This is a genomic window from Rhodococcus sp. NPDC078407 (assembly GCF_044542515.1).
Taxonomy (GTDB): domain Bacteria; phylum Actinomycetota; class Actinomycetes; order Mycobacteriales; family Mycobacteriaceae; genus Rhodococcoides.
This window is the reverse complement of the sequence record NZ_JBITUQ010000001.1, coordinates 1-26,509: the sequence shown is the minus strand read 5'-3', so window position 1 is coordinate 26,509 and position 26,509 is coordinate 1. Positions and strand designations below refer to the sequence as shown.

22 protein-coding genes and 1 rRNA gene are annotated in these 26,509 nt (G+C 64.6%); 21 read left to right on the top strand and 2 right to left on the bottom strand.

The window, feature by feature from the left end; genetic code table 11:
- Positions 1-130: 130 nt before the first annotated feature.
- Positions 131-820 (bottom strand): MBL fold metallo-hydrolase, encoded by a 690-nt coding sequence (locus tag ACIGGF_RS00115; RefSeq protein WP_397519820.1) that lies wholly within the window; start codon positions 818-820, stop codon positions 131-133.
- A gap of 251 nt (positions 821-1,071) precedes the next feature.
- Between ACIGGF_RS00115 and uvrA the strand changes: the two genes are divergently transcribed.
- The gene (gene uvrA, locus ACIGGF_RS00110) at positions 1,072-4,002 is read left to right on the top strand and encodes an excinuclease ABC subunit UvrA (RefSeq protein ID WP_397519438.1); all 2,931 of its coding nucleotides are present in this window, start codon (positions 1,072-1,074) and stop codon (positions 4,000-4,002) included.
- 79 nt (positions 4,003-4,081) lie between these two features.
- Here the strand turns inward: uvrA and ACIGGF_RS00105 are convergent, their stop codons facing one another.
- Positions 4,082-4,468: a DUF1844 domain-containing protein gene (locus tag ACIGGF_RS00105; protein ID WP_397519437.1), complete on the bottom strand. Its 387-nt coding sequence runs from the start codon at positions 4,466-4,468 to the stop codon at positions 4,082-4,084.
- Between the two features lie 460 nt (positions 4,469-4,928).
- Between ACIGGF_RS00105 and infC the strand changes: the two genes are divergently transcribed.
- The 20 genes from infC to ACIGGF_RS00005 all read left to right on the top strand — a co-directional run.
- Positions 4,929-5,588, top strand: coding sequence for a translation initiation factor IF-3 (gene infC, locus ACIGGF_RS00100; protein WP_397519819.1), 660 nt, complete (start codon positions 4,929-4,931; stop codon positions 5,586-5,588).
- 116 nt (positions 5,589-5,704) lie between these two features.
- Positions 5,705-5,899 carry a 50S ribosomal protein L35 gene (gene rpmI / locus ACIGGF_RS00095; protein WP_008715923.1) on the top strand — a complete coding sequence of 65 codons (195 nt, stop codon included), beginning with the start codon at positions 5,705-5,707 and terminating at the stop codon, positions 5,897-5,899.
- An 86-nt stretch (positions 5,900-5,985) separates the two neighbouring features.
- Positions 5,986-6,375, top strand: coding sequence for a 50S ribosomal protein L20 (gene rplT / locus ACIGGF_RS00090; protein WP_032378959.1), 390 nt, complete (start codon positions 5,986-5,988; stop codon positions 6,373-6,375).
- Positions 6,376-6,413: 38 nt separating this feature from the next.
- Positions 6,414-7,220: a TrmH family RNA methyltransferase gene (locus tag ACIGGF_RS00085; protein ID WP_397519436.1), complete on the top strand. Its 807-nt coding sequence runs from the start codon at positions 6,414-6,416 to the stop codon at positions 7,218-7,220.
- 140 nt (positions 7,221-7,360) lie between these two features.
- Positions 7,361-8,428 (top strand): phenylalanine--tRNA ligase subunit alpha, encoded by a 1,068-nt coding sequence (pheS, locus tag ACIGGF_RS00080; protein ID WP_397519435.1) that lies wholly within the window; start codon positions 7,361-7,363, stop codon positions 8,426-8,428.
- A gap of 54 nt (positions 8,429-8,482) precedes the next feature.
- Complete coding sequence (gene pheT / locus ACIGGF_RS00075) at positions 8,483-10,969, top strand: phenylalanine--tRNA ligase subunit beta (protein WP_397519434.1); 2,487 nt, start codon at positions 8,483-8,485, stop codon at positions 10,967-10,969.
- Between the two features lie 69 nt (positions 10,970-11,038).
- Positions 11,039-11,635 carry a hypothetical protein gene (locus ACIGGF_RS00070; RefSeq protein WP_397519433.1) on the top strand — a complete coding sequence of 199 codons (597 nt, stop codon included), beginning with the start codon at positions 11,039-11,041 and terminating at the stop codon, positions 11,633-11,635.
- Between the two features lie 52 nt (positions 11,636-11,687).
- Positions 11,688-12,743: an N-acetyl-gamma-glutamyl-phosphate reductase gene (gene argC, locus ACIGGF_RS00065; RefSeq protein ID WP_397519432.1), complete on the top strand. Its 1,056-nt coding sequence runs from the start codon at positions 11,688-11,690 to the stop codon at positions 12,741-12,743.
- Entirely contained in the window at positions 12,740-13,978 is a 1,239-nt protein-coding gene (gene argJ, locus ACIGGF_RS00060) for a bifunctional glutamate N-acetyltransferase/amino-acid acetyltransferase ArgJ (protein ID WP_397519431.1), read from the top strand. The genes argC and argJ overlap by 4 nt, the downstream gene beginning before the upstream one ends.
- Positions 13,975-14,889, top strand: a complete 915-nt coding sequence (gene argB / locus ACIGGF_RS00055; RefSeq protein ID WP_397519430.1) for an acetylglutamate kinase — start codon at positions 13,975-13,977, stop codon at positions 14,887-14,889. Before argJ ends, argB begins: the two co-directional genes overlap by 4 nt.
- A complete protein-coding gene (locus ACIGGF_RS00050) occupies positions 14,886-16,091 on the top strand; it encodes an acetylornithine transaminase (protein WP_397519429.1) in 1,206 nt (401 codons plus the stop codon). Before argB ends, ACIGGF_RS00050 begins: the two co-directional genes overlap by 4 nt.
- Positions 16,088-17,023 carry an ornithine carbamoyltransferase gene (gene argF, locus ACIGGF_RS00045; RefSeq protein ID WP_397519428.1) on the top strand — a complete coding sequence of 312 codons (936 nt, stop codon included), beginning with the start codon at positions 16,088-16,090 and terminating at the stop codon, positions 17,021-17,023. Before ACIGGF_RS00050 ends, argF begins: the two co-directional genes overlap by 4 nt.
- Positions 17,020-17,535, top strand: a complete 516-nt coding sequence (locus tag ACIGGF_RS00040) for an arginine repressor (protein ID WP_397519427.1) — start codon at positions 17,020-17,022, stop codon at positions 17,533-17,535. The genes argF and ACIGGF_RS00040 overlap by 4 nt, the downstream gene beginning before the upstream one ends.
- 51 nt (positions 17,536-17,586) lie before the next feature.
- Positions 17,587-18,786 carry an argininosuccinate synthase gene (locus ACIGGF_RS00035; RefSeq protein WP_397519426.1) on the top strand — a complete coding sequence of 400 codons (1,200 nt, stop codon included), beginning with the start codon at positions 17,587-17,589 and terminating at the stop codon, positions 18,784-18,786.
- Positions 18,783-20,231, top strand: coding sequence for an argininosuccinate lyase (gene argH / locus ACIGGF_RS00030; protein WP_397519425.1), 1,449 nt, complete (start codon positions 18,783-18,785; stop codon positions 20,229-20,231). The genes ACIGGF_RS00035 and argH overlap by 4 nt, the downstream gene beginning before the upstream one ends.
- A 109-nt stretch (positions 20,232-20,340) precedes the next feature.
- Positions 20,341-23,358: an AMP-binding protein gene (locus tag ACIGGF_RS00025; RefSeq protein ID WP_397519424.1), complete on the top strand. Its 3,018-nt coding sequence runs from the start codon at positions 20,341-20,343 to the stop codon at positions 23,356-23,358.
- 101 nt (positions 23,359-23,459) lie between these two features.
- Complete coding sequence (locus ACIGGF_RS00020) at positions 23,460-23,666, top strand: Trm112 family protein (RefSeq protein ID WP_397519423.1); 207 nt, start codon at positions 23,460-23,462, stop codon at positions 23,664-23,666.
- Between the two features lie 13 nt (positions 23,667-23,679).
- Positions 23,680-24,345: a DNA-3-methyladenine glycosylase gene (locus ACIGGF_RS00015; RefSeq protein WP_397519422.1), complete on the top strand. Its 666-nt coding sequence runs from the start codon at positions 23,680-23,682 to the stop codon at positions 24,343-24,345.
- Between the two features lie 38 nt (positions 24,346-24,383).
- The gene (tyrS, locus tag ACIGGF_RS00010; RefSeq protein WP_397519421.1) at positions 24,384-25,658 is read left to right on the top strand and encodes a tyrosine--tRNA ligase; all 1,275 of its coding nucleotides are present in this window, start codon (positions 24,384-24,386) and stop codon (positions 25,656-25,658) included.
- Between the two features lie 564 nt (positions 25,659-26,222).
- Positions 26,223-26,509, top strand: a 16S ribosomal RNA gene (locus tag ACIGGF_RS00005); the annotation flags it as partial.

Genomic DNA, 26,509 nt, shown 5'->3' with positions numbered 1-26,509 from the left:
ACAGCCTCCTGGGTAGTTTCTCGTGTCATCGGCGTTCGGACATCGCACCGCGGCCGGAAAACCGACCGGGGTGCGTCCTTTTGTCACATCATTCATACCCCGTGTTCGGCCGTCTCAAGCGCGCTGATCGTCACCAGCCCCGTTCGCGCCATTCGGCCAGGTGAGGGCGCTCGGCCCCGAGGGTGGTGTCCTTTCCGTGGCCCGGATAGACGACGGTGTCGTCGTCGAAGCGGTCGAACAACTGTGCCGTCACGTCATCGAGTAGGCGCGTGAAATCCTCGGGGTTTCCCGTTTTGCCGACCCCGCCGGGGAAGAGGGAATCTCCGGTGAAGAGGTGGGTGCTCGTGCCGTCGGTGTCGGTCAGAGCGAGTGCAATCGAACCCGGGGTGTGTCCAGTCAGGTGGACCACCTCGAAAGTGAGTTCGCCCACCGTCAGCGTGTCTCGATCGGCCAGTAGGCGGTCCGGTGCCACCGGCAACGGCTCGGCATCGAGAGCGTGTGCGGCCGTCGGTGACTCCGTGCCGCCCGCGATGTCGGCGAGGGCCTGCCAGTGGTCGGCGTGCTGATGCGTCGTCACGATCAGCGACAGAGTCGGCGCATTCTCGTCGATGAGCGTCGAGATACGTTCGGCCTCGTTCGCCGCGTCGATCAGCAGCGAGTGGCCCGTTGCGGAACAGACGACCAGGTAGGTGTTGTTGTCCATGGGACCGACCGACATCTTCGTGATCGTCGCGCCGGGGATCGTGCGCCGCTGCGGCGGCGAATCCTGTGTGACGACGCCGTTGTAGTCGTCGTCGATGACCATGAGGTGCTCGTCCATTTCGAGGACGCTACCGTCGGCGCCCGGGCACAGGGCGCCGGGGTCGCGCACGTGGAAAAGTGTGTCGGTGCCTGGACCTACCATGGTCCCGGGTGAGGTTCGTTCCTCACCGAGACAGGTTTTCGACGTGGGGTCCTCGGCTACACGGCTGTCGGATCGGTACCACACGTCATCACGCGACTCGGAAATCGTGCAGTGCTGCGCCCGCAGCTGCTCGATCGGACGTGCTCGTTCGGAAAGAAGGGAACACAGTGGCGGATCGCCTGATAGTGCGAGGTGCACGAGAGCACAATCTGCGAGGAGTCGACATCGACCTCCCTCGGGATGCGCTGATCGTGTTCACAGGTCTGTCGGGTTCGGGCAAATCGTCCCTTGCCTTCGACACGATCTTCGCCGAAGGTCAGCGTCGCTACGTGGAGTCGCTGTCTGCCTATGCACGGCAATTTCTCGGCCAGATGGACAAGCCGGACGTCGATTTCATCGAGGGTCTGTCACCTGCGGTCTCCATCGATCAGAAATCGACCAACCGCAACCCGCGTTCGACGGTCGGCACCATCACCGAGGTCTACGACTACCTCCGTCTGCTGTATGCCCGCGCCGGCACGGCGCACTGCCCTGTGTGCGGCGAACAGATCGCGAAGCAGACTCCGCAGCAGATCGTCGATCAGGTGTTGGACATGGAGGAGGGCCTCAAGTTCCAGGTTCTCGCTCCGGTGGTGCGTACTCGCAAGGGAGAGTTCGTCGACCTGTTCGATTCCCTCAACACCCAGGGCTACTCCCGGGTGCGCGTGGACGGCGTCGTGCATCAGCTCACCAGCCCTCCGGTGCTCAAGAAGCAGGAGAAGCACGATATCGAGGTCGTCGTCGACCGCCTGACCGTCAAGTCCAGCTCCAAGCAGCGATTGACGGATTCGGTGGAGACGGCCCTTCGATTGGCCGACGGTATCGTCGTCCTTGATTTCGTCGACCGCGATGAGAACGCGGCCGATCGCGAGCGACGGTTCTCCGAGAAGCTGGCCTGCCCCAACGGCCACCCGTTGTCCATCGACGATCTCGAACCACGATCCTTCTCCTTCAATTCGCCGTACGGCGCCTGCCCCGATTGCGTCGGACTGGGAGTTCGCAAGGAGGTCGACCCGGAGCTGGTCGTTCCCGACGGCGATCTCAGCCTCGCCGACGGTGCCATCGCACCGTGGTCGATGGGTCAGACGTCGGAGTACTTCGGCCGCCTGCTGTCCGGGCTCGCCGACGCCATGGGGTTCGACCTGCACGCGCCGTGGAACAAGCTGCCGGCCAAGGTCAAGCGCGCGGTCCTCGAGGGCAGCGATCACCAGGTGCACGTGAAGTACAAGAACCGTTACGGCCGCACGCGCTCGTACTACGCCGAATTCGAGGGCGTGATGCCGTTCCTGCACCGTCGTCTCGAACAGACGGAATCCGAGCAGATGAAGGAGCGCTACGACGGGTACATGCGGGACGTGCCGTGTCCCACCTGTCACGGTGCCCGGCTGCGGCCCGAGATCCTGTCGGTGACGATCGCCGCGGGAGACTTCGGACCGAAGTCGATTGCCGAGGTCTGCGAGCTGTCGATCGCCGATACCGCGAATTTCCTGAACAGCCTCACCCTCGGTCGACGCGAGGAGGCGATAGCGGGGCAGGTGCTCAAAGAGGTGCAGGCTCGCCTCGGCTTTCTGCTGGACGTCGGTCTGGAATACCTCTCGCTGGCTCGAACGGCCGGCTCGCTGTCCGGCGGCGAGGCCCAGCGCATTCGACTCGCCACCCAGATCGGATCGGGTCTCGTCGGCGTTCTCTACGTGCTCGACGAGCCGTCGATCGGTCTTCATCAGCGGGACAACCGTCGGCTGATCGACACGTTGACTCGGCTGCGCGACCTCGGAAACACGCTGATCGTGGTCGAGCACGACGAAGACACCATTCGTACCTCGGATTGGGTCGTCGACATCGGGCCGCTGGCCGGTGAGCACGGAGGACGCGTAGTACACAGCGGTTCCTACGAGGATCTGTTGACCAACGACGAGTCGCTCACGGGCGCGTATCTGTCCGGGCGTATGGAGATCCCGCTGCCGGATACTCGCCGGGTCGTCGACAAGAAACGTCAGGTGACCGTGGTCGGTGCCCGTGAACACAATCTGCGCGGAATCGACGTGAGCTTCCCGCTCGGAGTGCTGACCTCGATCACCGGGGTGTCCGGTTCGGGCAAGTCCACACTCGTCAACGACATTCTTGCGACCGTGATGGCCAACAAGCTGAACGGTGCTCGTCAGGTTCCCGGACGGCACACTCGAATCAACGGACTCGATCAGCTCGACAAACTCGTTCGGGTCGACCAGTCGCCGATCGGACGCACGCCCCGATCCAACGCGGCGACCTACACCGGAGTGTTCGACAAGATTCGGACGTTGTTCGCGGCCACCACCGAAGCCAAGGTGCGCGGCTACCAGCCCGGACGGTTCTCGTTCAACGTCAAGGGCGGTCGCTGCGAGGCGTGTTCAGGTGACGGCACTCTCAAGATCGAGATGAACTTCCTCCCGGACGTCTACGTTCCGTGCGAGGTCTGTGAGGGAGCCCGATACAACCGGGAAACCCTCGAAGTGCACTACAAGGGCAAGACCATCGCCGAGGTGCTGGACATGCCGATCGAGGAGGCCGCGGACTTCTTCGAGGCCATCACGTCGATCCACCGATATCTCAAGACACTCGTCGAGGTCGGTCTCGGGTACGTGCGGCTCGGGCAACCGGCAACCACGTTGTCCGGTGGTGAGGCGCAGCGCGTCAAGTTGGCGGCGGAACTGCAGAAGCGATCCACCGGGCGCACCGTCTACATTCTCGACGAGCCGACGACCGGCTTGCACTTCGAGGACATTCGGAAGCTTCTCGGCGTGGTGAACGGTCTGGTGGACAAGGGCAACACAGTGATCGTCATCGAGCACAACCTCGATGTGATCAAGGTCTCCGACTGGGTGATCGACATGGGTCCCGAAGGCGGATCCGGTGGCGGAATGGTGGTGGCGCAGGGCGATCCTGAGGCCGTGGCGGCTGTGCCGGAGAGCTACACGGGCAAGTTCCTGCAGGAAGCGCTCACCCGTGAGTCCGTTGTCTTGCAACCGGTGAAGACGGCCGCGAAGAAGCGCAGGCCGCGCAAGGTCGCGGCAGTCCGATAGCGCTTGGGAACGACGAACGCCGCAACCGATAGCGACCCGGTTGCGGCGTTCGTCGTTCTGGCGTCGTCGACGCTCTCGTTCAGTGCACCGGCCCCGTGTATTTCTCGCCGGGGCCCTTTCCTGGCTCGTCGGGGTGGGCGGACGCTTCTCGGAATGCACGCTGCAGTGCCTGCAACCCGTCGCGAATTGGCCCGGCGTGGGGCCCGAGGTACTCGACCGAAGCGGTGACCAGGCCGGCGAGGGCGGTGATGACGCGTCGCGCTTCGTCGAGGTCCAGGTAGGGGCTTTCGGCGGGATCCGGCTCGGAGAGTCCCAACTTCTCGGCTGCCGAGCTCATCAACATGACTGCTGCTCGGCTGATGACCTCGACTGCGGGAACCTCGGCGAGTTCGCGAACTTCGGGCTCGATGTCGGCCGGGTGGATGCCCGTAGAATCGGCATCGTCGGGTGTGGGGGAGCTGGTCATGCCTACGAGAATCCCACGCCGCGTGCAGTGACGAGAATCCGGTGTCCACGAGGCGGGGCTCCGAGACCGGATTGTTCGTTTCTGGAATCTGCTGGTAGTGTGACTCGACGACCGTCTTCGGCGTGCGCTCTACGATGGAGTTCACCGCACGGAGGCAGCAAGTGGAGCCCGACTCCCACCGGTACGTAGACGTCAACATGCTACTTCCGGTCCGGTCGCACGACGGACACTGTCACAGGTTTCCGATGTGCTTCCTCTCAGTGAGGAGACTGTTCGGCGGTAATCGTCGTTCATGTCGACCGGTCGACATCGGGCCCTGCTGTCGGTTCACACCGAGAGCGGGGTTTTTTCTTTGCAGCGGTGTGCACCGCAGCAGAGGGATGTCGAGGATGACGGCAACGGGCTGTGCCAGTGGCAGGCGGTCGGGTTACACACCACACCGCACTACCTAGGAGGCCCCATCAGCACTGAGACCCGCATCAACGATCGCATCCGAGTTCCCGAGGTCCGGCTTGTCGGACCGGGCGGTGAACAGGTGGGAATCGTGCGTGTTGAAGATGCACTCCGCTTGGCTCTCGAAGCCGACCTCGATCTTGTCGAAGTAGCTCCCGACGCACGTCCGCCGGTCTGCAAGATCATGGACTACGGGAAGTTCAAGTACGAGGCTGCGCAGAAGGCGCGCGAATCGCGCAAGAACCAGACGCTCACCGTCATCAAGGAGCAGAAGCTCCGCCCCAAGATCGACGCGCACGACTACGAGACCAAGAAGCGCAACGTCGTTCGCTTCCTCGAAGCCGGCTCGAAGGTCAAGGTCACCATCATGTTCCGCGGCCGCGAGCAGTCGCGTCCCGAACTGGGTTTCCGTCTGCTGCAGCGCTTGGGCGCGGACGTCGCGGAGCTCGGCTTCGTGGAGACCTCGGCCAAGCAGGACGGCCGCAACATGACCATGGTGTTGGCTCCGCACAAGGGTGCCAAGACTCGCGTCAAGGCACAGGAGAGCGCAGCGGCACCGCCTGCGCAACGCGCACCGGCTCCCGCGCCGGAACAACCCGCCGATGCAGCTCCGGCTGCCGAGGCACCGGCCACACCGGCTCCGGCTACTCCGGGCCAGACCAACTGAGCCTCGTGCTCTACCAGTAAGACAGCCCTACAACGGCTTCGGTGCACAGGATTGCCGCTGCGCTGTACGGCTGTGCCATGCACCACCGAAGAGTTATTACAGAAGAAGAGGATTTCATGCCCAAGCAGAAGACCCACAGTGGTGCCAAGAAGCGATTCAAGGTGTCCGGCAGCGGCAAGATCCTGCGCCAGAAGGCCGGCCGTCGCCACCTGCTCGAGCACAAGCCCACCAAGGTGACTCGTCGCCTCGATGGTGTCGCCGTTGTCAAGAAGGCCGACGTGCCTCGGATCAAGCGCCTCCTCGGTATCTGATCCGGCCCGCCGCCGACTGATCACGGTCGGCTTCATCCCATTACCGCTCGGGGTTTCACACACCCCCAGATCGACAGGATTCACCAGTGGCACGCGTAAAAAGGGCAGTCAACGCCCAGAAGAAGCGCCGTTCGATTCTCGAAGCGTCCAAGGGCTACCGCGGACAGCGCTCACGTCTGTACACCAAGGCCAAGGAGCAGCAGCTCCACTCGCTCACCTATGCGTACCGGGACCGCCGCGCGCGCAAGGGTGATTTCCGCAAGCTGTGGATCACGCGTATCAACGCTGCTGCACGGGCCAACGACATCACGTACAACCGCTTCGTCCAGGGCCTGAAGGCCGCGGGCGTCGAGGTGGATCGCAAGATCCTCGCCGAGCTCGCTGTGTCGGATGCCGCGGCATTCGCGAGCCTGGTCGCCATCGCCAAGGCTGCACTGCCTGCCGATGTCAACGCTCCTGCCGGAGAAGCAGCCTGAGCGAGTCGCCGTACGACGACACAACTCCGAAACGACCCGTGGATTCGCTGACCGAGCGAACACCGCGGGTCGTTTCGGCCGTCAAGCTCGCGCGGGCCGCGGAGCGCAAGAAGACCGGGCAGTTTCTCGCCGAGGGATTCAACGCGGTGTCCGAGGCCGCCAAGTCCGGGCTGGTCCGCGAGTTGTTCTTCACCGCGGACGCCTTCGAGCGTCATCACGCCCTGATCGCCACGATCGAGGCCGGGGGAGCGCGAGTCTTCCCGATCACCGACCGTGCTGCGAAGTCGCTGTCCGACACGGTCACACCGCAGGGGCTCGTCGCGGTCGCCGAACTGGTCGATGTGCCGATCGACCGTGCGTTGGCCGGAACGCCGCGGCTGGTGGCCGTGCCGGTGGAGATGGCCGAGCCGGGCAATGCGGGGACCGTCATTCGAGTCGCCGACGCGGCCGGGGCTGATTCGGTCGTTCTGTTGGGCGACTCGGTGGATCCCCACAACGGCAAGTGCGTTCGCGCCTCTGCCGGCAGCGTGTTCCATCTGCCCATCGCTCGGGAGCGGTCGATCGATGCCGGAATCGACGCGTTGCGCAGTGCGGGTCTGACCGTCGTCGCGACAGCCGCCGACGGCGAGGTCGACTTGGACGACGCGGACGAACTACTGACGCAGCCGACCGCGTGGTTGTTCGGCAACGAGGCACACGGGCTCCCCGAATCCGTGACACGCGCCGCCGATCACCGCATTCGAATCCCAATCCACGGCCGCGCCGAGAGCCTGAATCTGGCAACCGCCGCGGCGATCTGCCTGTATGCGAGTGCGCGCGTGCAGCGACGCTCCGAAACCCGGTGAGCGCGTCTCGCCTAGGATCGATACCTGTCTGCTCCGCGCAGGAGTGAAGCCTGCGCAACGACCCTTGTTGCGCAGGAGTGAAGCTTGCGCAACGACCCTTCGTGGCAGACACCGACTATTACTCGAGGAGTGCAGCTGTCGTGGCGAAGAAAGATGTCGGAACCGAGCCGGTGGATGCGAGCGTTCTCGAGGAGTCCGCGCTCGGATCGGCAGTGGACTCGGCCGAGCAGGCGTTCGCCGACGCGTCGGACCTCGATGCACTGACCAAGGTGAAGATCGATCATGTCGGCGGCAAGGCTCCGTTGGCGCTGGCGCAGCGTGCACTCGGCTCCATCCCGGGCGACCAGAAGGCGGAGGCCGGCAAACGCGTCAAGGCAGCCCGCGATCGCGTGCAGACGGCCTTCGACGAGCGGCGCGCCGCGCTGTCGGCCGAGCGTGACGCCGCCATCCTGGTGGCAGAAACCATCGACGTCACGCTGCCCACCGACCGAGCTCCCCTCGGTGCCCGGCACCCCATCACGATCATTTCCGAACAGGTCGCCGACGTATTCGTCGCGATGGGTTGGGAGGTCGAGGAAGGCCCCGAGGTCGAGACCGAGCACTTCAACTTCGATGCGCTGAACTTCCTGCCCGACCACCCCGCGCGCACGATGCAGGACACGTTCCACATCGCACCCGAGGGTTCACGACAGGTGTTGCGCACCCACACCTCCCCGGTGCAGGTTCGGTCGATGCTCTCGCGCGAGGTTCCGATCTACGTCGTCTGCCCGGGGCGAACGTTCCGTACGGACGAACTCGATACGACGCATACTCCGGTCTTTCATCAGGTCGAGGGACTCGCCATCGACAAGGGCTTGACCATGGCGCACCTGCGCGGCACTCTCGATGCCTTCGCCAAGGCGCTGTTCGGCAACGACACGCGAACTCGCATGCGGCCCAACTACTTCCCGTTCACCGAGCCGTCGGCCGAAGTGGACGTGTGGTTCCCGAAGAAGAAGGGCGGGGCCGGTTGGGTCGAGTGGGGTGGCTGCGGAATGGTCAACCCGAAGGTGTTGCAGGCCAGCGGCATCGACCCCGAGGTCTACACCGGATTCGCATTCGGAATGGGTCTCGAACGGACTCTGCAGTTCCGCAACGACATCCCGGACATGCGCGACATCGTCGAGGGCGACATCAGGTTCACGTTGCCCTTCGGCATTCAGGCCTGAGGCCGTTCCTCCCAGACACACTTCTTCTCGGATACAAGAAAGAGCTGAGCGCACGTGCGAGTCCCACAATCCTGGCTGACCGAGGTCCTGCATGCAGGAACTCCCGACTGGTCCGTGTCGCCCGAGGAGCTCGACTCCGGCTTCGTGCGGGTCGGGTTCGAGGTCGAGGAACTCGAGTCGCTGGACAACGTGACCGGACCGCTGGTGGTTGGTCGCGTGAGTTCGATCGAGGAGCTGACCGAGTTCAAGAAGCCGATTCGCTTCTGCCTGGTGGACGTCGGAGCCGCCGAGCCGCAGGAAATCGTCTGTGGCGCCAGGAATTTCGCCGAGGGTGATTTGATCGTGGCCGCTCTGCCTGGCAGCGTCCTGCCGGGGGGATTCGCCATCGCGTCGCGAAAGACGTACGGCCGCAACTCGAACGGCATGATCTGCTCGACGCTCGAATTGGGGTTGGGCAAGGACCACTCGGGAATTCTCGTGTTGCCCGAGGGCACGGCTGCTCCCGGCGACGACGCGAAAGCCGTTCTCGGGCTGCAGGACTCGGTCATCGAACTCAACGTGACCCCCGATCGTGGGTACGCATTCTCCGTCCGCGGCCTCGCCCGTGAACTTGCCTGCAGTTTCGACCTCCCGTTCGTCGATCCGGCGCGCACGGTCCCCACCGAGGTCACCGGTGACGCGTGCCCGGTCACCGTCGAATCGGCTTCGGGTGCGTCGCGGTTCGCGTTGCGCAAGATCGTCGGTATCGATCCGACGGCGAAAACGCCCTGGTGGATGCAGCGTCGACTCCTGCTGGCCGGCGTTCGCCCGATCTCGGCTGCCGTCGATGTCACCAACTACGTGCTGCACGAGCTCGGTCAGCCGCTGCACGCGTTCGATGCGGCCAAGCTCGACGGCGATCTGGTCGTCCGCCGCGCGAATGCGGGGGAGAAGCTGACCACCCTGGACGGCGTCGAGCGTGCCCTCGATCTCGAGGACGTCGTCATCGCCGACGCATCGGGAGCGATCTCGTTGGCCGGTGTCATGGGCGGCCTGTCCACCGAGGTCGACGACTCGACCAGCGAGGTCGTGCTCGAAGCGGCATCGTTCGACCCGCTCGCGGTGTTCCGCACCGGTCGTCGCCACAAGCTCTCCAGCGCGGCCAGCAAGCGTTTCGAGCGGACCGTGGATTCGGCTCTTCCGGTTGCGGCGCTCGATCGGGCAGCACAGTTGCTGGTCGAGATCGCCGGCGGCCGGATCGAGCCGGTGTTGACCGATATCGGCGACGCCGCCGAATACCCCACGGTCACCATGGACTTCGATCTGCCGGACCGAATCGCTGGAGTGCAGTACCCCAACGGCACCGCTGCCCGACGGTTGACGCAGATCGGCTGCGGAGTCGAGGTGTCGGTCGACGACGCCGGTCACGGCCAGCTGACCGTGACCCCACCGTCGTGGCGGCCGGATCTGGTGCAGGCCGCGGACCTGGTGGAAGAGGTACTCAGGCTCGAGGGGCTCGAACAGATCCCGTCGGTGCTGCCGTCGGCCCCGGGAGGTCGCGGCCTCACCGCCGAACAGAAGCGCAGGCGCGCAGTCGGCAAGGCGCTCGCGTTCTCCGGATACGTGGAGGTGTTGCCTCCGGTGTTCTTGCCCAAGGGCGTGTTCGACACCTGGGGTCTCGATGCGGACGACCCACGGCGCGCCACCACCTCGGTGCTCAACCCACTCGAGGCCGACCGACCCGAGCTCGCAACCACGGTGCTTCCCGGTCTGCTCGAGATGCTGAGCAGAAATATCTCTCGCGGCCAGCGAGACGTCTCGCTGTTCGGCATCGCCCAGGTGGTTCTCCGCCACGATGCCACCGCCGCTGTGGACGCGTTGCCGGTCGATCGTCGTCCCACCGAGGAGCAGATCGCCATGCTGCGCGGTTCGTTGCCGGCGCAGCCGGTGCATGTGGGCATGGTGCTCACCGGTCAGCGTGAGTTGTCCGGTCCCTGGGGTCCCGGCCGTTCCGCCGAGGCCGCCGACGCGTTCGCTGCGGTGCGCACCGTTGCGGAGGCGTCCGGAGTGCACGTCGACCTTCGAGCAGCCCAGCATCTTCCGTGGCATCCGGGTCGATGCGCGGAGGTCCTGCTCGACGGCGAGGTCGTCGGATACGCGGGCGAGCTGCATCCGGCGGTGCTCGAGCGGGCGGGCTTACCGCCGCGTACGTGCGCCGTGGAGTTGAGTCTGAGCGCTCTGCCCGTCGTCGAATCGCTCCCTGCTCCCGAGGTGTCGCCGTATCCGGCGGTGTTGCAGGACGTGGCCGTCGTGGTCGACGCGTCCGTACCTGCGGCGTCGGTGCAAGCCGCACTGACGATCGGTGGTGGCGACCTGCTCGAGTCGATTCGGTTGTTCGACGTCTACGAGGGTGAACAGGTCGGTGAGGGTCGCAAGTCGCTGGCGTTCGCTCTGCGGTTCCGCGGTGCCGACGGCACGTTGACCGAGGATCAGGCCACTGCTGCCCGCGACGCTGCCGTCGACGCCGCAGCCAACGCCGTCGGAGCCGAGCTACGTCGCTGATCCGTCGACGGCCGGACCGTCGGTTCCGTAGCGTGGAGTCACGAACGCCCACGGTGACGGGAGCAATGGATGAGTGAGACCGGAGTAGACGGCACGGCGTCGGATCTGCAAGTCGTGAACGACGTTCTCGCGGCGGTGGCCGGCCGTCCTCGGTTGGCACCGGTGGCGGCTGCCGCGTCGGCTTTGGCCGCTGAGCTGAGCACTGTCGATTCCGAACCCACGGGACCCGATCGAGGTGTCCCGCCGGGAACCGTGCCCGACGTCGACGTTCCTCAGGTCACGAAGCCGAGGATCGATCAGCCACTGGGAGATCCGCCACTCGGGGACCAACCACTAGGGGATTCCCCACTGGGAGATACGCCGCCGAGGGCTCCGCTCGGCGGAACGGTGCCTGGCGTCATCGACGCGGAATTGGTCGACGACTCGTACGGCGGTGTCGGTGGCGGGTATGCGGGCGGCACGATCGGCGATTTCACCGAATCCGGGGTGCCGACGTGGGACGGTGTACGCGACAAAGTGGACCATCGCTCGGGGACTGCAGTCGGGGCGCAGGAGTTGGACCGGGAATCTCGGGCCGGTCGAGATCTCGACGATCAGTGGAACGAGCGTCAGGAAGCCGGCCGTAGGAAGCTCGACGAGATCCGCAAGTCCATGGGCGGAAGCTGACAGTCCGGACCCGTCGATGAATGAGCTTGCATGATGCTGCATAATAAACCGCATGACTATTTCGGAGGCGACGCCGAGGCGCATCGCGGTGGCGGGCGCGAGTGGGTACGCCGGCGGTGAAATTCTTCGATTGCTGCTCGGGCACCCGAGGGTGCTCGACGGTTCGCTGGTCATCGGCTCTCTGACCGCGGGCGGCAATGTCGGTGCGACGCTGGGTGAATTCCATCCACATCTGTTGCCACTCGCAGATCGCGTTCTGGCCCCGACCACCGCGGACGAACTCGCTGGGCACGACGTCGTGTTCCTGGGGCTGCCGCATGGCAAGTCCGCCGAACTCGCGCTGCAGCTGCCCGAGTCCGTGGTGATCATCGATTGCGGTGCCGACTTCCGCCTCACCGACGGTGCGGCCTGGGAGAAGTACTACAAGAGTCCGCACGCGGGTAGCTGGCCGTACGGGCTCCCGGAGTTGCCGGGGCATCGTGAGCGGTTGGTCGGTGCTACTCGCATCGCGGTTCCCGGCTGCTACCCGACGGTGTCGTCTCTTGCGCTCGCACCTGCTGTCGCCGCAGGCATCATCGAACCCCGCGTCAATATCGTTGCCGTCACCGGTAGTTCGGGTGCGGGTCGCGCGCCCAAGGCCGATCTCCTCGGTTCGGAGGTGATGGGTTCGGTTCGGGCGTACGCGGTTGCGGGCGCGCACCGCCACACTCCCGAGATCGCGCAGAACCTCTCGGCCGTCGCCGGTAGCCCTGTCGCGGTGTCGTTTACACCGGTCCTCGCGCCGATGCCGCGTGGAATCCTGGCCACCTGCACCGCGGTCACCACTGCAACGCAGGCGCAGGCCGTCGAGATCTATGAGAAGGCCTATGCCGCAGAGCCGTTCGTGCACGTACTTCCGGCCGGTCGCCTTCCGCAGACCGGTGCGGTCATCGGATCGAACGCGGTGCAGATGAGCGTGTCGGTCGATGCAGACGCCGGCTTGCTCGTCGTGATCGCGGCCATCGACAACCTGGCCAAGGGCACGGCGGGAGCCGCAGTCCAATCCATGAACCTTGCACTGGGAATCACCGAGACCGACGGTCTCTCTACCGTAGGAGTGGCACCATGACCGGCCTGACGAGCGAGACCGACGGGGTCGGCGCAGTCGCGGGAAAGCTGCTCCGCACTCAAGGTGTCACCGCCCCGGCCGGGTTCCGCGCGGCCGGAATCCCCGCCGGCATCAAAGCAAGTGGCAAATCCGATCTTGCTCTCGTGTTCAACGAGGGGCCCGATTTCGCGGCGGCAGGGGTGTTCACCCGTAACAAGGTGAAGGCCGCCCCGGTGCTGTGGTCGCAACAGGTGTTGACCACAGGACGTCTTCGCGCAGTGATCCTCAATTCCGGTGGAGCAAACGCGTGCACGGGTGCTCCCGGATTTCAGGATGCGCACCGCACGGCCGAGGAAGTGGCGTCCGCACTGAGCAATTGGGGTTCCGAGACCGGGGCCATCGACGTTGCCGTGTGTTCGACCGGTCTGATCGGGGACCGGCTGCCCATGGACAAGCTGCTGCCCGGCGTGACCGAGGTCGTGCACGAACTGGCCGGCGGCATCTCGGGGGGTACCGATGCCGCGTACGCGATCATGACCACCGACACCGTGCCCAAGCAGGCGGCAATTCACCACGCCGACAAATGGAACGTGGGCGGCATGGCGAAGGGAGCCGGCATGCTGGCCCCGTCGTTGGCCACGATGCTCAGCGTCATCACCACCGATGCAGTCGCGTCGGCCGAGCAACTCGATACCGCGCTGCGTGCGGCCACCCGGTTGTCGTACGACCGGCTGGACGTCGACGGCGCGTCCTCGACGAACGACACGGTGCTGCTGTTGTCCTCGGGCGCGAGTGGTGTCAGCCCGTCTCAGGAGGAGTTGAACGCGGCCGTTCTGGCGGTGTGTGACGACCTTGCCGACCAGATGATGGCCGATGCCGAGGGCGTCACCAAGCGCGTGAAGATCACCGTCTCCGGTGCGCTGTCCGAGGACGACGCCCTCATCGGTGCGCGAGCTGTGGCCAGAGACAGCTTGACCAAGACGGCCCTGTTCGGTTCGGATCCCAACTGGGGACGGGTGCTCGCGGCAATCGGCATCGCTCCGATCGAGCTCGACCCCGATCGAATTGCCGTGTCGTTCAACGGTGATCCGGTGTGCATCGACGGCGTGGGCGCGCCCGGAGCTCGGCAGGTCGATCTCTCCGGTGTCGACATCGCGGTGACCATCGATCTAGGGCTCGGTTCCGGCACGGCCACGATCAGAACGACGGACCTGTCCCATGCGTATGTCGAAGAGAATTCCGCGTACTCGTCATGACCGCTGCCGCAACACAATTGACGGCCGCGCAGAAGGCGTTCACTCTCGCCGAGGCTCTGCCCTGGCTGCAACGATTCTCGGGTAAGACCGTCGTGGTGAAGTACGGCGGCAACGCCATGGTCGACGACGATCTCAAACGTGCGTTCGCCGCGGACATGGTCTTTCTACGTACCGTCGGAATCCACCCGGTCGTCGTGCACGGTGGCGGCCCGCAGATTTCGGCGATGCTCACCAGGCTCGGAATGACAGGTGAGTTTCGTGGCGGTTTCCGTGTCACCACACCCGAGGTGATGGACGTCGTTCGAATGGTGCTGTTCGGGCAGGTCGGCCGCGAACTCGTCGGCTTGATCAACAGTCACGGTCCGTATGCGGTCGGAATCTCCGGTGAGGACGCGCACCTGTTCACTGCCACTCGGCGAACCGTGCTCGTCGACGGCGATGCGACCGACATCGGTCTGGTGGGTGACGTCACCTCGGTCGATCCGACGGCCATCTTCGATCTCATTGCAGCCGGCCGTATTCCGGTGGTCTCCACCATTGCTCCCGACCGCGACGGCGTCGTGCACAACATCAACGCCGATACTGCGGCCGCCGCACTGGCCAGTGCCATCGGTGCCGAGAAGATGGTCGTACTCACCGACGTCGAAGGCCTCTACACCGCGTGGCCGGATCGTAGCTCGTTGACCTCGGAGATCGACGCGTCTGCGCTCGAGGCGTTGCTACCTTCGCTCGACGCCGGGATGGTGCCGAAGATGGAAGCGTGCCTGCGTGCGGTGCGAGCAGGCGTTCCGTCGGCGCATGTCATCGACGGTCGCGTCGAGCATTCCGTTCTGGTGGAGCTGTTCACCGGTGAAGGAATCGGCACCATGGTCACCCCCGATCATCCTTCTACGTCAGGAGTCACGCCATGACCGGCACCGAGTCCACCCTCGATCTCCAACAGCGGTGGTCGAATTCGTTGATGGACAACTACGGCGTTCCGCGCGTGGCGCTCGTCCGCGGCGAGGGTGCGGTGGTGACGGACGCCGACGGCAAGCAGTACCTGGATCTGCTCGCGGGTATCGCGGTGAACATCCTCGGCCATGCGCATCCGGCGGTGATCGAGGCGGTCACCACTCAGTTGTCCACGCTCGGGCACACCTCGAATCTGTATGCGACAGAACCCGCTATAGCGGTGGCCGAGCAACTGCTCGCGCACCTGGGAGCGGGAGCGACCGGACGCGTGTTCTTCTGCAACTCGGGCGCGGAGGCCAACGAGGCGGCGTTCAAGATCGCGCGGCTGACCGGCCGGCCCAACATCGTGGCGGCGGAGAAGGCCTTCCACGGACGGACGATGGGTGCGTTGGCGCTCACCGGCCAAGCAGACAAGCGGATTCCGTTCGAGCCGATGCCTGCAGGCGTGCACCACGTTCCGTACGGCGATGTGGCTGCGCTGGAAGCCGTTGTCGATTCCGACACGGCCGCAGTGTTTCTCGAACCGATCATGGGCGAGGGCGGTGTCGTGGTTCCGCCCGAGGGATACCTGTTGGCGGCACGCGAGATAACCGCGAGGCACGGCGCACTGCTTGTCCTCGACGAGGTGCAGACCGGAATCGGCCGAACAGGATGGTTCTACGCTCACCAGTCGGTCGGCATCGTGCCCGATGTGATCACGCTCGCCAAGGGTCTGGGCGGCGGCCTCCCGATCGGTGCCTGCATCGGCATCGGAGCGGCCGGGGACTTGCTGCATCCGGGCAAGCACGGCACCACGTTCGGTGGTAATCCCGTATGCGCTGCGGCGGCTCTGGCCGTCCTGTGCACCATCGCCGACGAGGATCTGATCTCGCATGCAGACAGCATGGGCAAGACCATTGCGCACTCCATCGAGAATCTCGATCACCCCCTGATCAGCCATGTTCGGGGCTCGGGTCTTCTCCTCGGCGTGGTCCTCACCGCCGCCGTCGCACCCGCAGCCGAGGCGGCTGCGCGCGATGCGGGCTTCCTCATCAACGCTGCACAGCCCGATGTGTTGAGACTTGCACCGCCATTGATCATCACCGAAGAGCAAGCCGCGTCGTTCGTGACGGCGTTACCGGCAATTCTCGACGCAGCACAGGAGGCTCATCAGCCATGACAGTTCAGCACTTTCTCCGGGACGACGACATCACCCCACAGCAGCAGGGTGAGATTCTCGCTCTGGCCGCCGAACTCAAGCGTGCCCCCTTCTCGAAGCGCCCGCTCGAGGGCCCCAAAGGGATCGGCGTCATCTTCGAGAAGAACTCCACCCGTACTCGTTTCTCTTTCGAACTGGGGATCGCGCAACTGGGCGGGCACGCCGTCGTGGTCACTGGGAGTGACACCCAGCTCGGTCGCGAAGAGACATTGCAGGACACCGGCCGGGTGCTCTCCCGGTACGTCGAGGCCGTCGTGTGGCGAACGTTCGGGCAGAAGCGACTCGAACAGATGGCCACCGGCGCAACGATTCCGATCGTCAACGCACTCTCCAACGAGTTCCACCCATGCCAGGTACTCGCGGATCTGCAGACCTTGATCGAGCACAAGGGAAATCTGAAGGGCCGCACCTTGGCCTACTTCGGTGACGGTGCCAACAACATGGCGCACTCGCTGCTCATCGGCGGAGTGACGGCGGGACTGAACGTACGTATCGCCGCGCCCAAGGACTTCGCGCCGCTCGGCTATGTTCTCGACGCGGCGCATGCGCGCGCCGAGGAGACCGGCGCAACCATCACCGTCACCGAGGACCCGGTCGAAGCCGCCACCGGTGCCGACGCGCTCGTCACCGACACCTGGACGTCGATGGGTCAGGAGAACGACGGTCTCGATCGCGTCGCTCCGTTCCGTCCGTATCGGATCGACTCCGATCTGCTCTCGAAGGCCCAGCCGGACGCCGTCGTGCTGCACTGCCTCCCCGCACATCGCGGCGAGGAAATTACCGACGAGGTGCTCGACGGTCCGCAGAGCGTGGTCTGGGACGAGGCCGAGAACCGCCTGCATGCGCAGAAGGCACTGCTGGTGTGGCTACTCGAACAGGCCCGACGACCATGAGCGAGGACGTCACTGCGGTGCCGTTGACCGCGTCGACCCGCGCGGGGAGGCAGGCGCGGATCATCGCGTTGCTGGCCACGCATCAGGTGCGCAGTCAACCGCAGCTGGCGTCCTTGCTCGCGGCCGAGGGTATCGACACCACTCAGGCCACACTCTCGCGAGACCTCGAGGAGTTGGGTGCGGTGAAACTGCGCGCACCCGACGGTGGAGTGGGGATGTACGTCGTGCCCGAGGACGGCAGCCCGGTCCGCGGGGTGTCCGGAGGCACCGACCGCCTGCTGAAATTGCTGGGGGAGTTGTTGGTGTCCACCGATCACAGCGGAAACCAGGCCGTGCTCCGAACACCACCCGGTGCCGCGCACTACCTCGCCAGCGCACTCGATCGTGCTGCGATGCCCGAGATCGTCGGAACCATCGCCGGCGACGACACGATTCTGTTGATAGCCCGCGAGCCGCATACCGGTGGCGAGGTCGCGGAGAAGATCGAGAAGCTTGCTCGACGCGGTAACTGAGATCCGGTTACCCATCATGCGCAACAAGAACAACGAAGGAGCTTGAACACCATGGCCGAACGCGTCATCCTCGCCTATTCCGGCGGACTCGACACCTCCGTCGCCATCAGCTGGATCGGGAGGGAGACCGGCAAGGAGGTCGTCGCCGTGGCCATCGATCTGGGGCAGGGCGGTGAAGATATGGAGGTCGTGCGTCAGCGAGCACTCGACTGCGGCGCAGTCGAATCCGTCGTCGTCGATGCTCGGGACGAGTTCGCCGACGAGTATTGCTTGCCGACCGTGCAGTCCAACGCGTTGTACATGGATCGGTATCCGCTCGTGTCGGCCATCAGCCGTCCGTTGATCGTCAAGCATCTCGTGGAGAACGCGCGGGCGCACGGGGGAACCGTTGTCGCACACGGCTGCACGGGTAAGGGCAACGATCAGGTGCGGTTCGAGGTCGGCTTCAACACCCTCGCCCCCGAGCTCGAGGTGCTGGCACCTGTCCGCGACTATGCGTGGACCCGCGAGAAGGCGATCGCATTCGCCGCGGAGAACGACATCCCGATCAATGTGACCACCAAGTCACCGTTCTCGATCGACCAGAACGTCTGGGGGCGCGCTGTGGAGACCGGTTTCCTCGAAGACCTGTGGAACGCGCCGACCAAGGACGTCTACGACTACACCGAGGACCCGACGGTCAATTTCCAGGCTCCGGACGAGCTCATCCTTTCGTTCGACAAAGGTCGTCCCGTCGCGATCGACGGCCGTCCGGTCTCGGTACTCGAAGCGATCCAGGAGCTCAACACTCGTGCCGGAGCGCAGGGTGTCGGCCGCTTGGACGTGGTCGAGGATCGGCTCGTCGGCATCAAGAGTCGCGAGATCTACGAGGCACCCGGTGCCATGGTGCTCATCCGCGCCCACGAAGAGCTCGAGCACGTGACGCTCGAGCGCGAACTCGGTCGCTACAAACGGCACACCGACCAGAAATGGGCCGAGCTGGTGTACGACGGCCTCTGGTACTCCCCACTCAAGGGCGCTCTCGATACGTTCGTACAGCACACGCAGGAACACGTGTCCGGAGACATCCGACTGGTTCTGCACGCGGGCGGAATCATCGTCAACGGACGCCGCAGCGGCGAGTCGCTCTACGACTTCAATTTGGCCACCTACGACGAGGGCGACACGTTCGACCAGTCCGCGGCCAAGGGATTCGTTCAGTTGCACGGATTGTCGTCGAAGATCGCCGCGAAGAGGGATCTGGGCCTGTGACCAATTCGGAGACCTCACACGGAACCAACGAGGGTTCGCTCTGGGGCGGAAGGTTCGCATCGGGCCCGGCGGCTGCCATGGCAGCATTGAGCAAGTCGACACACTTCGACTGGGTTCTCGCGCCGTACGACATTCGCGCGTCGATGGCGCACGCGCGTGTCCTGAACGGTGCCGGACTGCTCACCCCGCAGGACCTCGAGACCATGCTCGACGGTTTGCAGCGCCTCGCCGACGACGTGGCCTCGGGCGCGTTCGTGGCAGCCGAGTCCGACGAGGACGTGCACGGTGCCCTCGAGCGCGGGCTCATCGATCGCGTCGGACCCGAGGTCGGTGGCCGGCTGCGCGCCGGTCGTTCCCGCAACGACCAGGTCGCGACCCTGTTCCGGATGTGGTTGCGCGACGCCGTCCGTCGGGTGTCGGTCGGTGTCCTCGACGTTGTGGACGCACTCGCGACCCAGGCTGCGGCTCACCCCACCGCGGTGATGCCCGGTAAGACTCACTCGCAGGCGGCGCAGCCGGTGCTGTTGGCACATCAGCTGCTTGCGCATACCCATCCGCTGCTGCGTGATGTTCAGCGGTTCGCGGACTTCGACAAGCGAGCCGCCGTGTCGCCCTACGGTTCCGGCGCGCTCGCCGGGTCCTCACTCGGTCTGAGCCCCGAGAAGATCGCTGCCGAGCTCGGTTTCGACTCGTCCGCCGAGAATTCGATCGACGCTACGTCCTCACGTGACTTTGCGGCGGAGGCGGCGTTCGTATTGGCGATGACGGCGGTGGATCTGTCGCGGTTCGCCGAAGAGGTCATTTCGTGGAGTACACCCGAGTACGGCTACGTGACGCTGGCCGATGCCTGGTCCACCGGTAGTTCGATCATGCCGCAGAAGAAGAACCCGGACGTCGCAGAGTTGACGCGTGGAAAGACGGGCCGTTTGATCGGCAATCTGACCGGGTTGCTGGCCACTCTCAAGGCTCAACCGCTGGCCTACAACCGTGATCTCCAGGAAGACAAGGAGCCGGTCTTCGATTCGGTGGCGCAGCTCGAGCTGCTGCTCCCGGCGCTCACCGGACTGACGGCAACGCTCGAGTTCCACACCGAACGCATGGCCGAGCTGGCACCGGCGGGCTTCACGCTCGCCACCGACATCGCCGAATGGATGGTGCGGCAGGGAATCGCTTTCCGGGTTGCGCACGAGGCAGCGGGAGCCTGTGTCCGGGCTGCGGAAGCGCGGGGCGTCGGGCTGGCGGATCTGACCGACGACGAGCTCGCCGGCATCGATCCGGCTCTCACTCCTGACGTTCGCGAGGTCCTCACGGTCGAGGGTTCGATCTCGTCGCGAGATGCGCGGGGTGGAACTGCCGCGGTGCAGGTGGCCAACCAGCTCGGCGGTGTGCGGGCGAGCGCGTCGACGCTGCGTGCGTGGGCCGAGGAACCGGTGTTGGCGCACTAGGCGAGCATTGGACATCCACGCCGGTTTCCCCGAGTGTGATGTGAGAAGCTTTCGTCACGTGAAGACCGATGCCGGTCGTTCCGTCGGGGCCGAGCTCAGGAGTGTATTTGTGGGACTGAATGCAGACGCCGTACGTGGTCCACTGCGCCGTGCCATTGCCACGGCCCAGAACGGTCTCGAGGTCATTCGTCTCGGTGGTCTCGAAACCGAGGTGGACCCGTCGCCCTTCAGGGTGATGGACCGGGAGCCCATGTATCGGTTGCGTCGTTACTTTCCCGACGACGTGCCTGCGGACAGTCCTCCCGTGGTGCTCATTCCGCCGATGATGGTCTCGGCCGACGTCTACGACGTCACCACCGAGCAGGGTGCCGCCGGAATTCTGCACGGGATCGGTCTGGATCCCTGGGTGGTCGATTTCGGTTCACCCGACACCGAAGAGGGCGGGTGGAGCCGTACCCTCGCCGATCACGTCGTGGCGATCAGCGAGGTCGTCGACAAGGTGCACGAGTACACCGGCCGAGACGTTCACCTCGGTGGATATTCGCAGGGCGGAATGTTCTGCTACCAGGCTGCCGCTTATCGGGGTGGGCGAAACTTGGCCAGCCTCATCACGTTCGGGGCTCCGGTCGACACATTGGCGGGGCTGCCGCTGGGAATCCCGGCCGGTGTGGCCACCTGTGGTGCGGAGTTTCTCGCCGATCATGTCTTCACCCGGCTGGCCGTGTCGGGCTGGATGGCGCGGACGGGATTCCAGCTTCTGGATCCGGCCAAGACCGTCCGGTCTCGGCTCGACTTCCTGCGGCAGTTGCACGACCGCGAGGCGTTGTTGCCGCGCGAGCCGCAGCGACGTTTTCTGGCGATGGACGGGTGGGTGGCGTGGTCGGGCCCGGCAGTGGCGGAGTTGTTGAAGCAGTTCGTCGTTCACAACCGCATGATGACCGGCGGGTTCGTCATCAAAGACAGACTGTTGACTCTCGCAGAACTGACGGTGCCGGTCCTGGCCTTCGTCGGTGAGGTCGACGACATCGGTCAACCCTTGGCCGTGCGCGGCATTCAGCGAGCGGCACCGCGCGCCCAGGTCTTCGAGACCACTCTGCGTGCAGGCCATTTCGGACTCGTCGTCGGCAGTACGGCAGCCGCGCAGACGTGGCCGACGACGGGTAATTGGATTCGGTGGCGCGAGAACCTGGGACCGAAGCCGGAGGCGGTCCGCCCGATGGAACGGGAGGATCACAGTGACACCGACAGTGGAGTGTCGATCACCAATCGGCTGATCCACACGGCTGCCTCCATCGCCGAGGTGGGCGTCGGCGTCGGTCGGGGTTTGGCGTCGGCGGCCACCGGCGCGGTCCGCGGTACCCGTGAAATCTCGTCCGAAGCCGTGCGGACGTTGCCCCGGTTGGCGCGCTTGGGTCAGATGCAGCCGCACAGTCGGGTGTCGTTGGGACGCTTGATCGCCGAACAAGGGCGTAAGTCGCCGAACGGCGAGTGCTTCCTGTTCGACGACCGTGTGCACACGTACGACGCGGTGAACGTGCGTATCGACAATGTCGTCCGCGGCCTGATCAGTGTCGGTGTGCGGCCCGCGTCGCGCATCGGAGTGCTGATGGAGACTCGCCCCAGTGCACTGGCCGCCATGGCCGCGCTGTCGCGGATCGGGGCAGTGGCCGTCCTGTTGCAACCGGGCAGCGACCTGACGGCGGCACTACGGACGGTCGCTGTGGACACCGTCATCGCAGATCCTGAGAACGCCGCGGCCGCGGTCCCGGTGGCACCGAATGTTCTGGTACTCGGCGGCGGTGAAACACGTCGACTCGAGGTACCGAAAGGGTACGAGGTGACCGACCTCGAGGCGATAGATCCTGACGCGGTGCGTCTGCCGCAGTGGTACGAGCCCGACCCCGGGCGCGCTCGTGAACTCGCAATGATCCTGTTCACCACCACCGATCGCGGCCTCGAACCTCGTTACATCACCAATCACCGCTGGGCTCTGTCGGCCTTCGGAACCGCGACCACAGCCGCGCTCGGCCCCGGTGACACCGTGTACTGCCTTGCACCACTGCACCATTCGGCTGGAATTCTGGTCACGATCGGTGGCGCGCTCGCGGGCGGGTCGCGGATCGCGCTGTCCCGGGGTCTCGATCCCGAGCGGTTCAGCGAAGAGGTCTACCGCTACGGCGTGACCGTGGTCAGCTACACGTGGACGATGATGCGGCAGATTCTCGACGACGGCCGATTCCCGGTGGATTCCGGCCACCCGGTTCGTCTGTTCATCGGCTCCGGGATGCCGGTCGGATTGTGGCGTCGCACGCTGGCTCGATTCAGCCCTGCACGGGTGCTCGAGTTCTATGCATCGACCGAGAACGACGTGATCCTGGCAAACGTGGCCGGGTCGAAAATCGGGTCGAAGGGCCGCCCTCTTCCCGGCAGTGCGCGAGTTGCTCTGGCCGCCTACGACCCGATCACCGGCCGGCTCGAGGAAGACGACGACGGTTTCGTCCGGCAGTGTCGCGACAACGAGATCGGGCTGCTCCTGGGCCGACCGAGCGGCGAGGGCGAAGCGGCCAGTCATGTGATGCGCGGTGTCTTCGATCCCACGGACGCATGGATTCCTACCGAGAACCTGTTCAGGCGGGATTCCGACGGGGACTACTGGCTCATCGATCGCAAGGACACAGTCGTGCGATCGGCTTGTGGCCCCGTCTACACGCAACCCATCGTCGACGCCGTCGGGGATCTCGATCAGGTCGATTCGGCAGTGGTCTACGGCGTACATGTCACGGTCGACCGTCCACGATCGGCACGCGTCGACGCGGCCGCTACCGAAGTTGCCGTCTGTGCCATCTCGCTGCAACCGGAGGCAGTGATCACTGCTCGTGCGCTGACGGACGCACTGGGTGCGCTGCTTCCGGCCGAGCGTCCTGCAATCGTGCACGTGGTGTCCGAAATTCCGGTGGGTCGGGCGTATCGGCCCAACGCGACAGCGTTGCGGGAAGCAGGTATTCCGACGCCCAGCGCGCGGTCTTGGTTCTACGACGCGGAATCGAACAGCTATCGTCGTTTGACGAAAGCTGTTGTCGCGGAGCGTTTCTTAGGACGACAAGTGACGACTGAAAAGTCGTCCTGACGAAGAAGTGCGGGGAACTGCCCACCCGGCGGCTGCCGGGGTTGGGTAGCGTTGAGAAATACCAGCACTCCGATTACGTCGGAGCAAACAGAAGGACACCTGTGGCAATCGACTCGACACTGCTCTCCATACTCGCGTGCCCCGCGGACAAGGGCCCGCTACTGCTGGTCGAAAACGAACTGCTCTACAACCCGCGTCTGCGTCGCGCATACCCGATCGAGAACGGCATTCCGGTGCTGCTCACGGACGACGCACGTGACGTGGACGAGTCCGAGCACGAATCCATTCTGGCCCGCGCAACGTCCTAGTTCGCGGCGAGCGATGGGGCGTGATCGAGTGGGCACGACGGCGGCCGAACTGGAGGCCGGTGAGCCGACCGACGCGGCTCGACGTCTGCTCGGGGCAACGGTCACGTCGGGTGATGTGTCGCTCCGAATCGTCGAGGTAGAGGCCTACGGCGGGCCGATCGACGGACCATGGCCGGATCCGGCGGCGCATTCCTTCCGCGGCCCCACTGCCCGCAACTCGGTCATGTTCGGTCCGGCCGGACATCTGTACGTTTACCTGAGCTACGGCATGCATCTGTGTATGAACGTCACTTGCGGGCCTGACGGTGCTGCCGCTGCCGTACTTCTTCGCGCAGCCGAGGTGCAGACCGGCCATGATCTGGTCGCCGACAGGCGTCCCGGACCCACACCGAGAAGTGCCCGGGTCGAGGCCGGCTGGGCTCGCGGCCCGGGCAACCTCGGCCGCGCTCTGGGTGTCTCCCTCGCCGACAACGGCACCGATCTGTTCGATCCTTCGGCACCGATCACCCTCGAGCTTCCCGATACGCGCGTTCCCGACGACGATGTGTCCTTGGGTCCCCGGGTAGGAGTGAGTACGGCAGCGGACCGACGGTGGCGGCTCTGGCTTCCGGCGTCGACCGCAGTATCGAGCTATCGGCGCAGTCCGAGGGCTCCTGTGCCCGGTCGACACCAGGGCTGACCGACGCCGCGACAAGTCCATGCGGGAAGATCGATGTCGTGAGCGAGAACATCATCGATGAAATGACGTGGCGCGGACTGATCGCGCAGTCGACCGACGTGGACGCACTGAAGAAAGCAACCTCGGACGGCCCGATCACGTTGTACTCCGGGTTCGATCCGACCGGACCCTCGCTCCACGCCGGCCACCTGGTGCCGCTACTGGCGTTGAAGCGTTTCCAGCGGGCCGGTCATCGCCCGATCATTCTGGCCGGTGGAGCGACCGGCATGATCGGTGATCCGCGCGATGTGGGGGAGAGGACGATGAATTCCCGCGAAGTCGTCACCGAATGGGCGTCGCGTATCCGTGGACAGCTCGAACGATTCGTCGATATGGACGATGGCCCGACCGGTGCCGTCGTGGTGAATAATTTGTCCTGGACGGGCGGGCTGTCCACCATCGACTTTCTCCGCGACATCGGCAAGCATTTTTCCATCAACGTGATGCTCGCGCGGGAGACGGTCAAGACCAGGCTCGAGGGCGACGGAATGTCGTACACCGAGTTCAGTTACATGCTGTTGCAGGCCAACGATTACGTGCAACTGCGTCGCGAGTACGGCTGCAGTCTTCAGATCGGCGGCTCGGATCAGTGGGGCAACATCATCGCGGGTGTGGAACTGAACCGCCGCCAGGACGCAGAGTCGGTCCACGCCATGACGGTTCCGCTGGTCACGTCTGCCGATGGCAAGAAGTTCGGCAAATCAACAGGTGGCGGCAGCTTGTGGCTGGACCCGGAGATGACGAGCCCGTACGCCTGGTACCAGTATTTGGTGAATACCGGTGACGCGGACGTGGTCAAGTACCTGCGCTGGTTCACGTTTCTGTCGCAGGGCGAGTTGGCGGAGCTCGAGTCCGCGACGCAGGAGCGACCGCACGCCAGAGAAGCGCAAAAGCGTCTCGCCGCAGAGATGACGACTCTGGTGCACGGTGAAGCCGCGACCCGCTCGGTCGAGCTCGCCAGCCAGGCACTGTTCGGACGGGGTGATCTTGCGGACCTCGACGAGAGCACCTTGGCCGCAGCCTTGCGCGAAGCATCGGTTGCCGACATCGAAGCCGGAGCGCCGAACACGATCGTCGATCTTCTTGTCGCGACGGGGCTGAGCGACAGCAAGGGTGCTGCTCGTCGTGCGGTCAAGGAGGGCGGGGCAGCGATCAACAACGTCAAGATCGCCGACGAGAACTGGACACCGTCCACCGACGACCTCCTGCACGGACAGTGGCTGGTCGTTCGGCGGGGGAAGCGAAATTTTGCGGGGGCACGAGTCGCCCGCTGAGTACTTCATCTGATCGTGTTCGGGGTCACACTGATGTAATTTGGTTTGAGCACCGGGGCGACGGGTAGGCGAGCTGGTGCGACCAGGCTGTTCACATTGATTGTGTCCGAACGACCTGGGGATTTGACGCGTTGTTATCCGGGGCGTAACTTTGTCCAAGTCAGAGCAACACGGACGCCAGCCCAGACCGCAAGGCCTGAGCGAAGCGCAAGTGCTCGACACAATCTGATTCACACGAGACTTCGGTCCGTGTGAATCGTGGATCGAGGGCCAGTTTGACTGAGCCCGAACATCCGAATTAAGCTGGAACGGTTGCCCCGGACACCAACGAGATCATCTCGGGCGTGAATGGTGTGTGCGTGTTCTTTGAGAACTCAACAGTGTGTCGATGAATGTCAGTGCCGAATTTATTTGGTGAAGCATTCGATGTATCAGCTGCCCGCTTGTGGTGGTTGTTGTCGGGTGTTGTTTTGAAAATGCTAGTTGAGTTTTTTTGCTAGTGATTTGACTTGATGTCTTTGACTGATTCGCAGCCTCTTTTGGGGGTTGTTGTTTCGCAGGTCTTTTACGGAGAGTTTGATCCTGGCTCAGGACGAACGCTGGCGGCGTGCTTAACACATGCAAGTCGAGCGGTAAGGCCTTTCGGGGTACACGAGCGGCGAACGGGTGAGTAACACGTGGGTGATCTGCCCTGCACTCTGGGATAAGCCCGGGAAACTGGGTCTAATACCGGATATGACCGCATGCCGCATGGTGTGTGGTGGAAAGATTTATCGGTGCAGGATGGGCCCGCGGCCTATCAGCTTGTTGGTGGGGTAATGGCCTACCAAGGCGACGACGGGTAGCCGACC

What these genes read in the sequence shown, in the direction of transcription:
- argF (WP_397519428.1), top strand. Translation starts at nt 16,088, where the DNA reads ATGACAGTTCAGCACTTTCTCCGGGACGACGACATCACCCCACAGCAG.
- ACIGGF_RS00105 (WP_397519437.1), bottom strand. Translation starts at nt 4,468, where the DNA reads ATGACCAGCTCCCCCACACCCGACGATGCCGATTCTACGGGCATCCAC.
- ACIGGF_RS00015 (WP_397519422.1), top strand. Translation starts at nt 23,680, where the DNA reads ATGGGGCGTGATCGAGTGGGCACGACGGCGGCCGAACTGGAGGCCGGT.
- ACIGGF_RS00070 (WP_397519433.1), top strand. Translation starts at nt 11,039, where the DNA reads ATGAGTGAGACCGGAGTAGACGGCACGGCGTCGGATCTGCAAGTCGTG.
- ACIGGF_RS00040 (WP_397519427.1), top strand. Translation starts at nt 17,020, where the DNA reads ATGAGCGAGGACGTCACTGCGGTGCCGTTGACCGCGTCGACCCGCGCG.
- argB (WP_397519430.1), top strand. Translation starts at nt 13,975, where the DNA reads ATGACCGCTGCCGCAACACAATTGACGGCCGCGCAGAAGGCGTTCACT.
- rpmI (WP_008715923.1), top strand. Translation starts at nt 5,705, where the DNA reads ATGCCCAAGCAGAAGACCCACAGTGGTGCCAAGAAGCGATTCAAGGTG.
- ACIGGF_RS00050 (WP_397519429.1), top strand. Translation starts at nt 14,886, where the DNA reads ATGACCGGCACCGAGTCCACCCTCGATCTCCAACAGCGGTGGTCGAAT.
- argC (WP_397519432.1), top strand. Translation starts at nt 11,688, where the DNA reads ATGACTATTTCGGAGGCGACGCCGAGGCGCATCGCGGTGGCGGGCGCG.
- ACIGGF_RS00115 (WP_397519820.1), bottom strand. Translation starts at nt 820, where the DNA reads ATGGACGAGCACCTCATGGTCATCGACGACGACTACAACGGCGTCGTC.
- argJ (WP_397519431.1), top strand. Translation starts at nt 12,740, where the DNA reads ATGACCGGCCTGACGAGCGAGACCGACGGGGTCGGCGCAGTCGCGGGA.
- ACIGGF_RS00035 (WP_397519426.1), top strand. Translation starts at nt 17,587, where the DNA reads ATGGCCGAACGCGTCATCCTCGCCTATTCCGGCGGACTCGACACCTCC.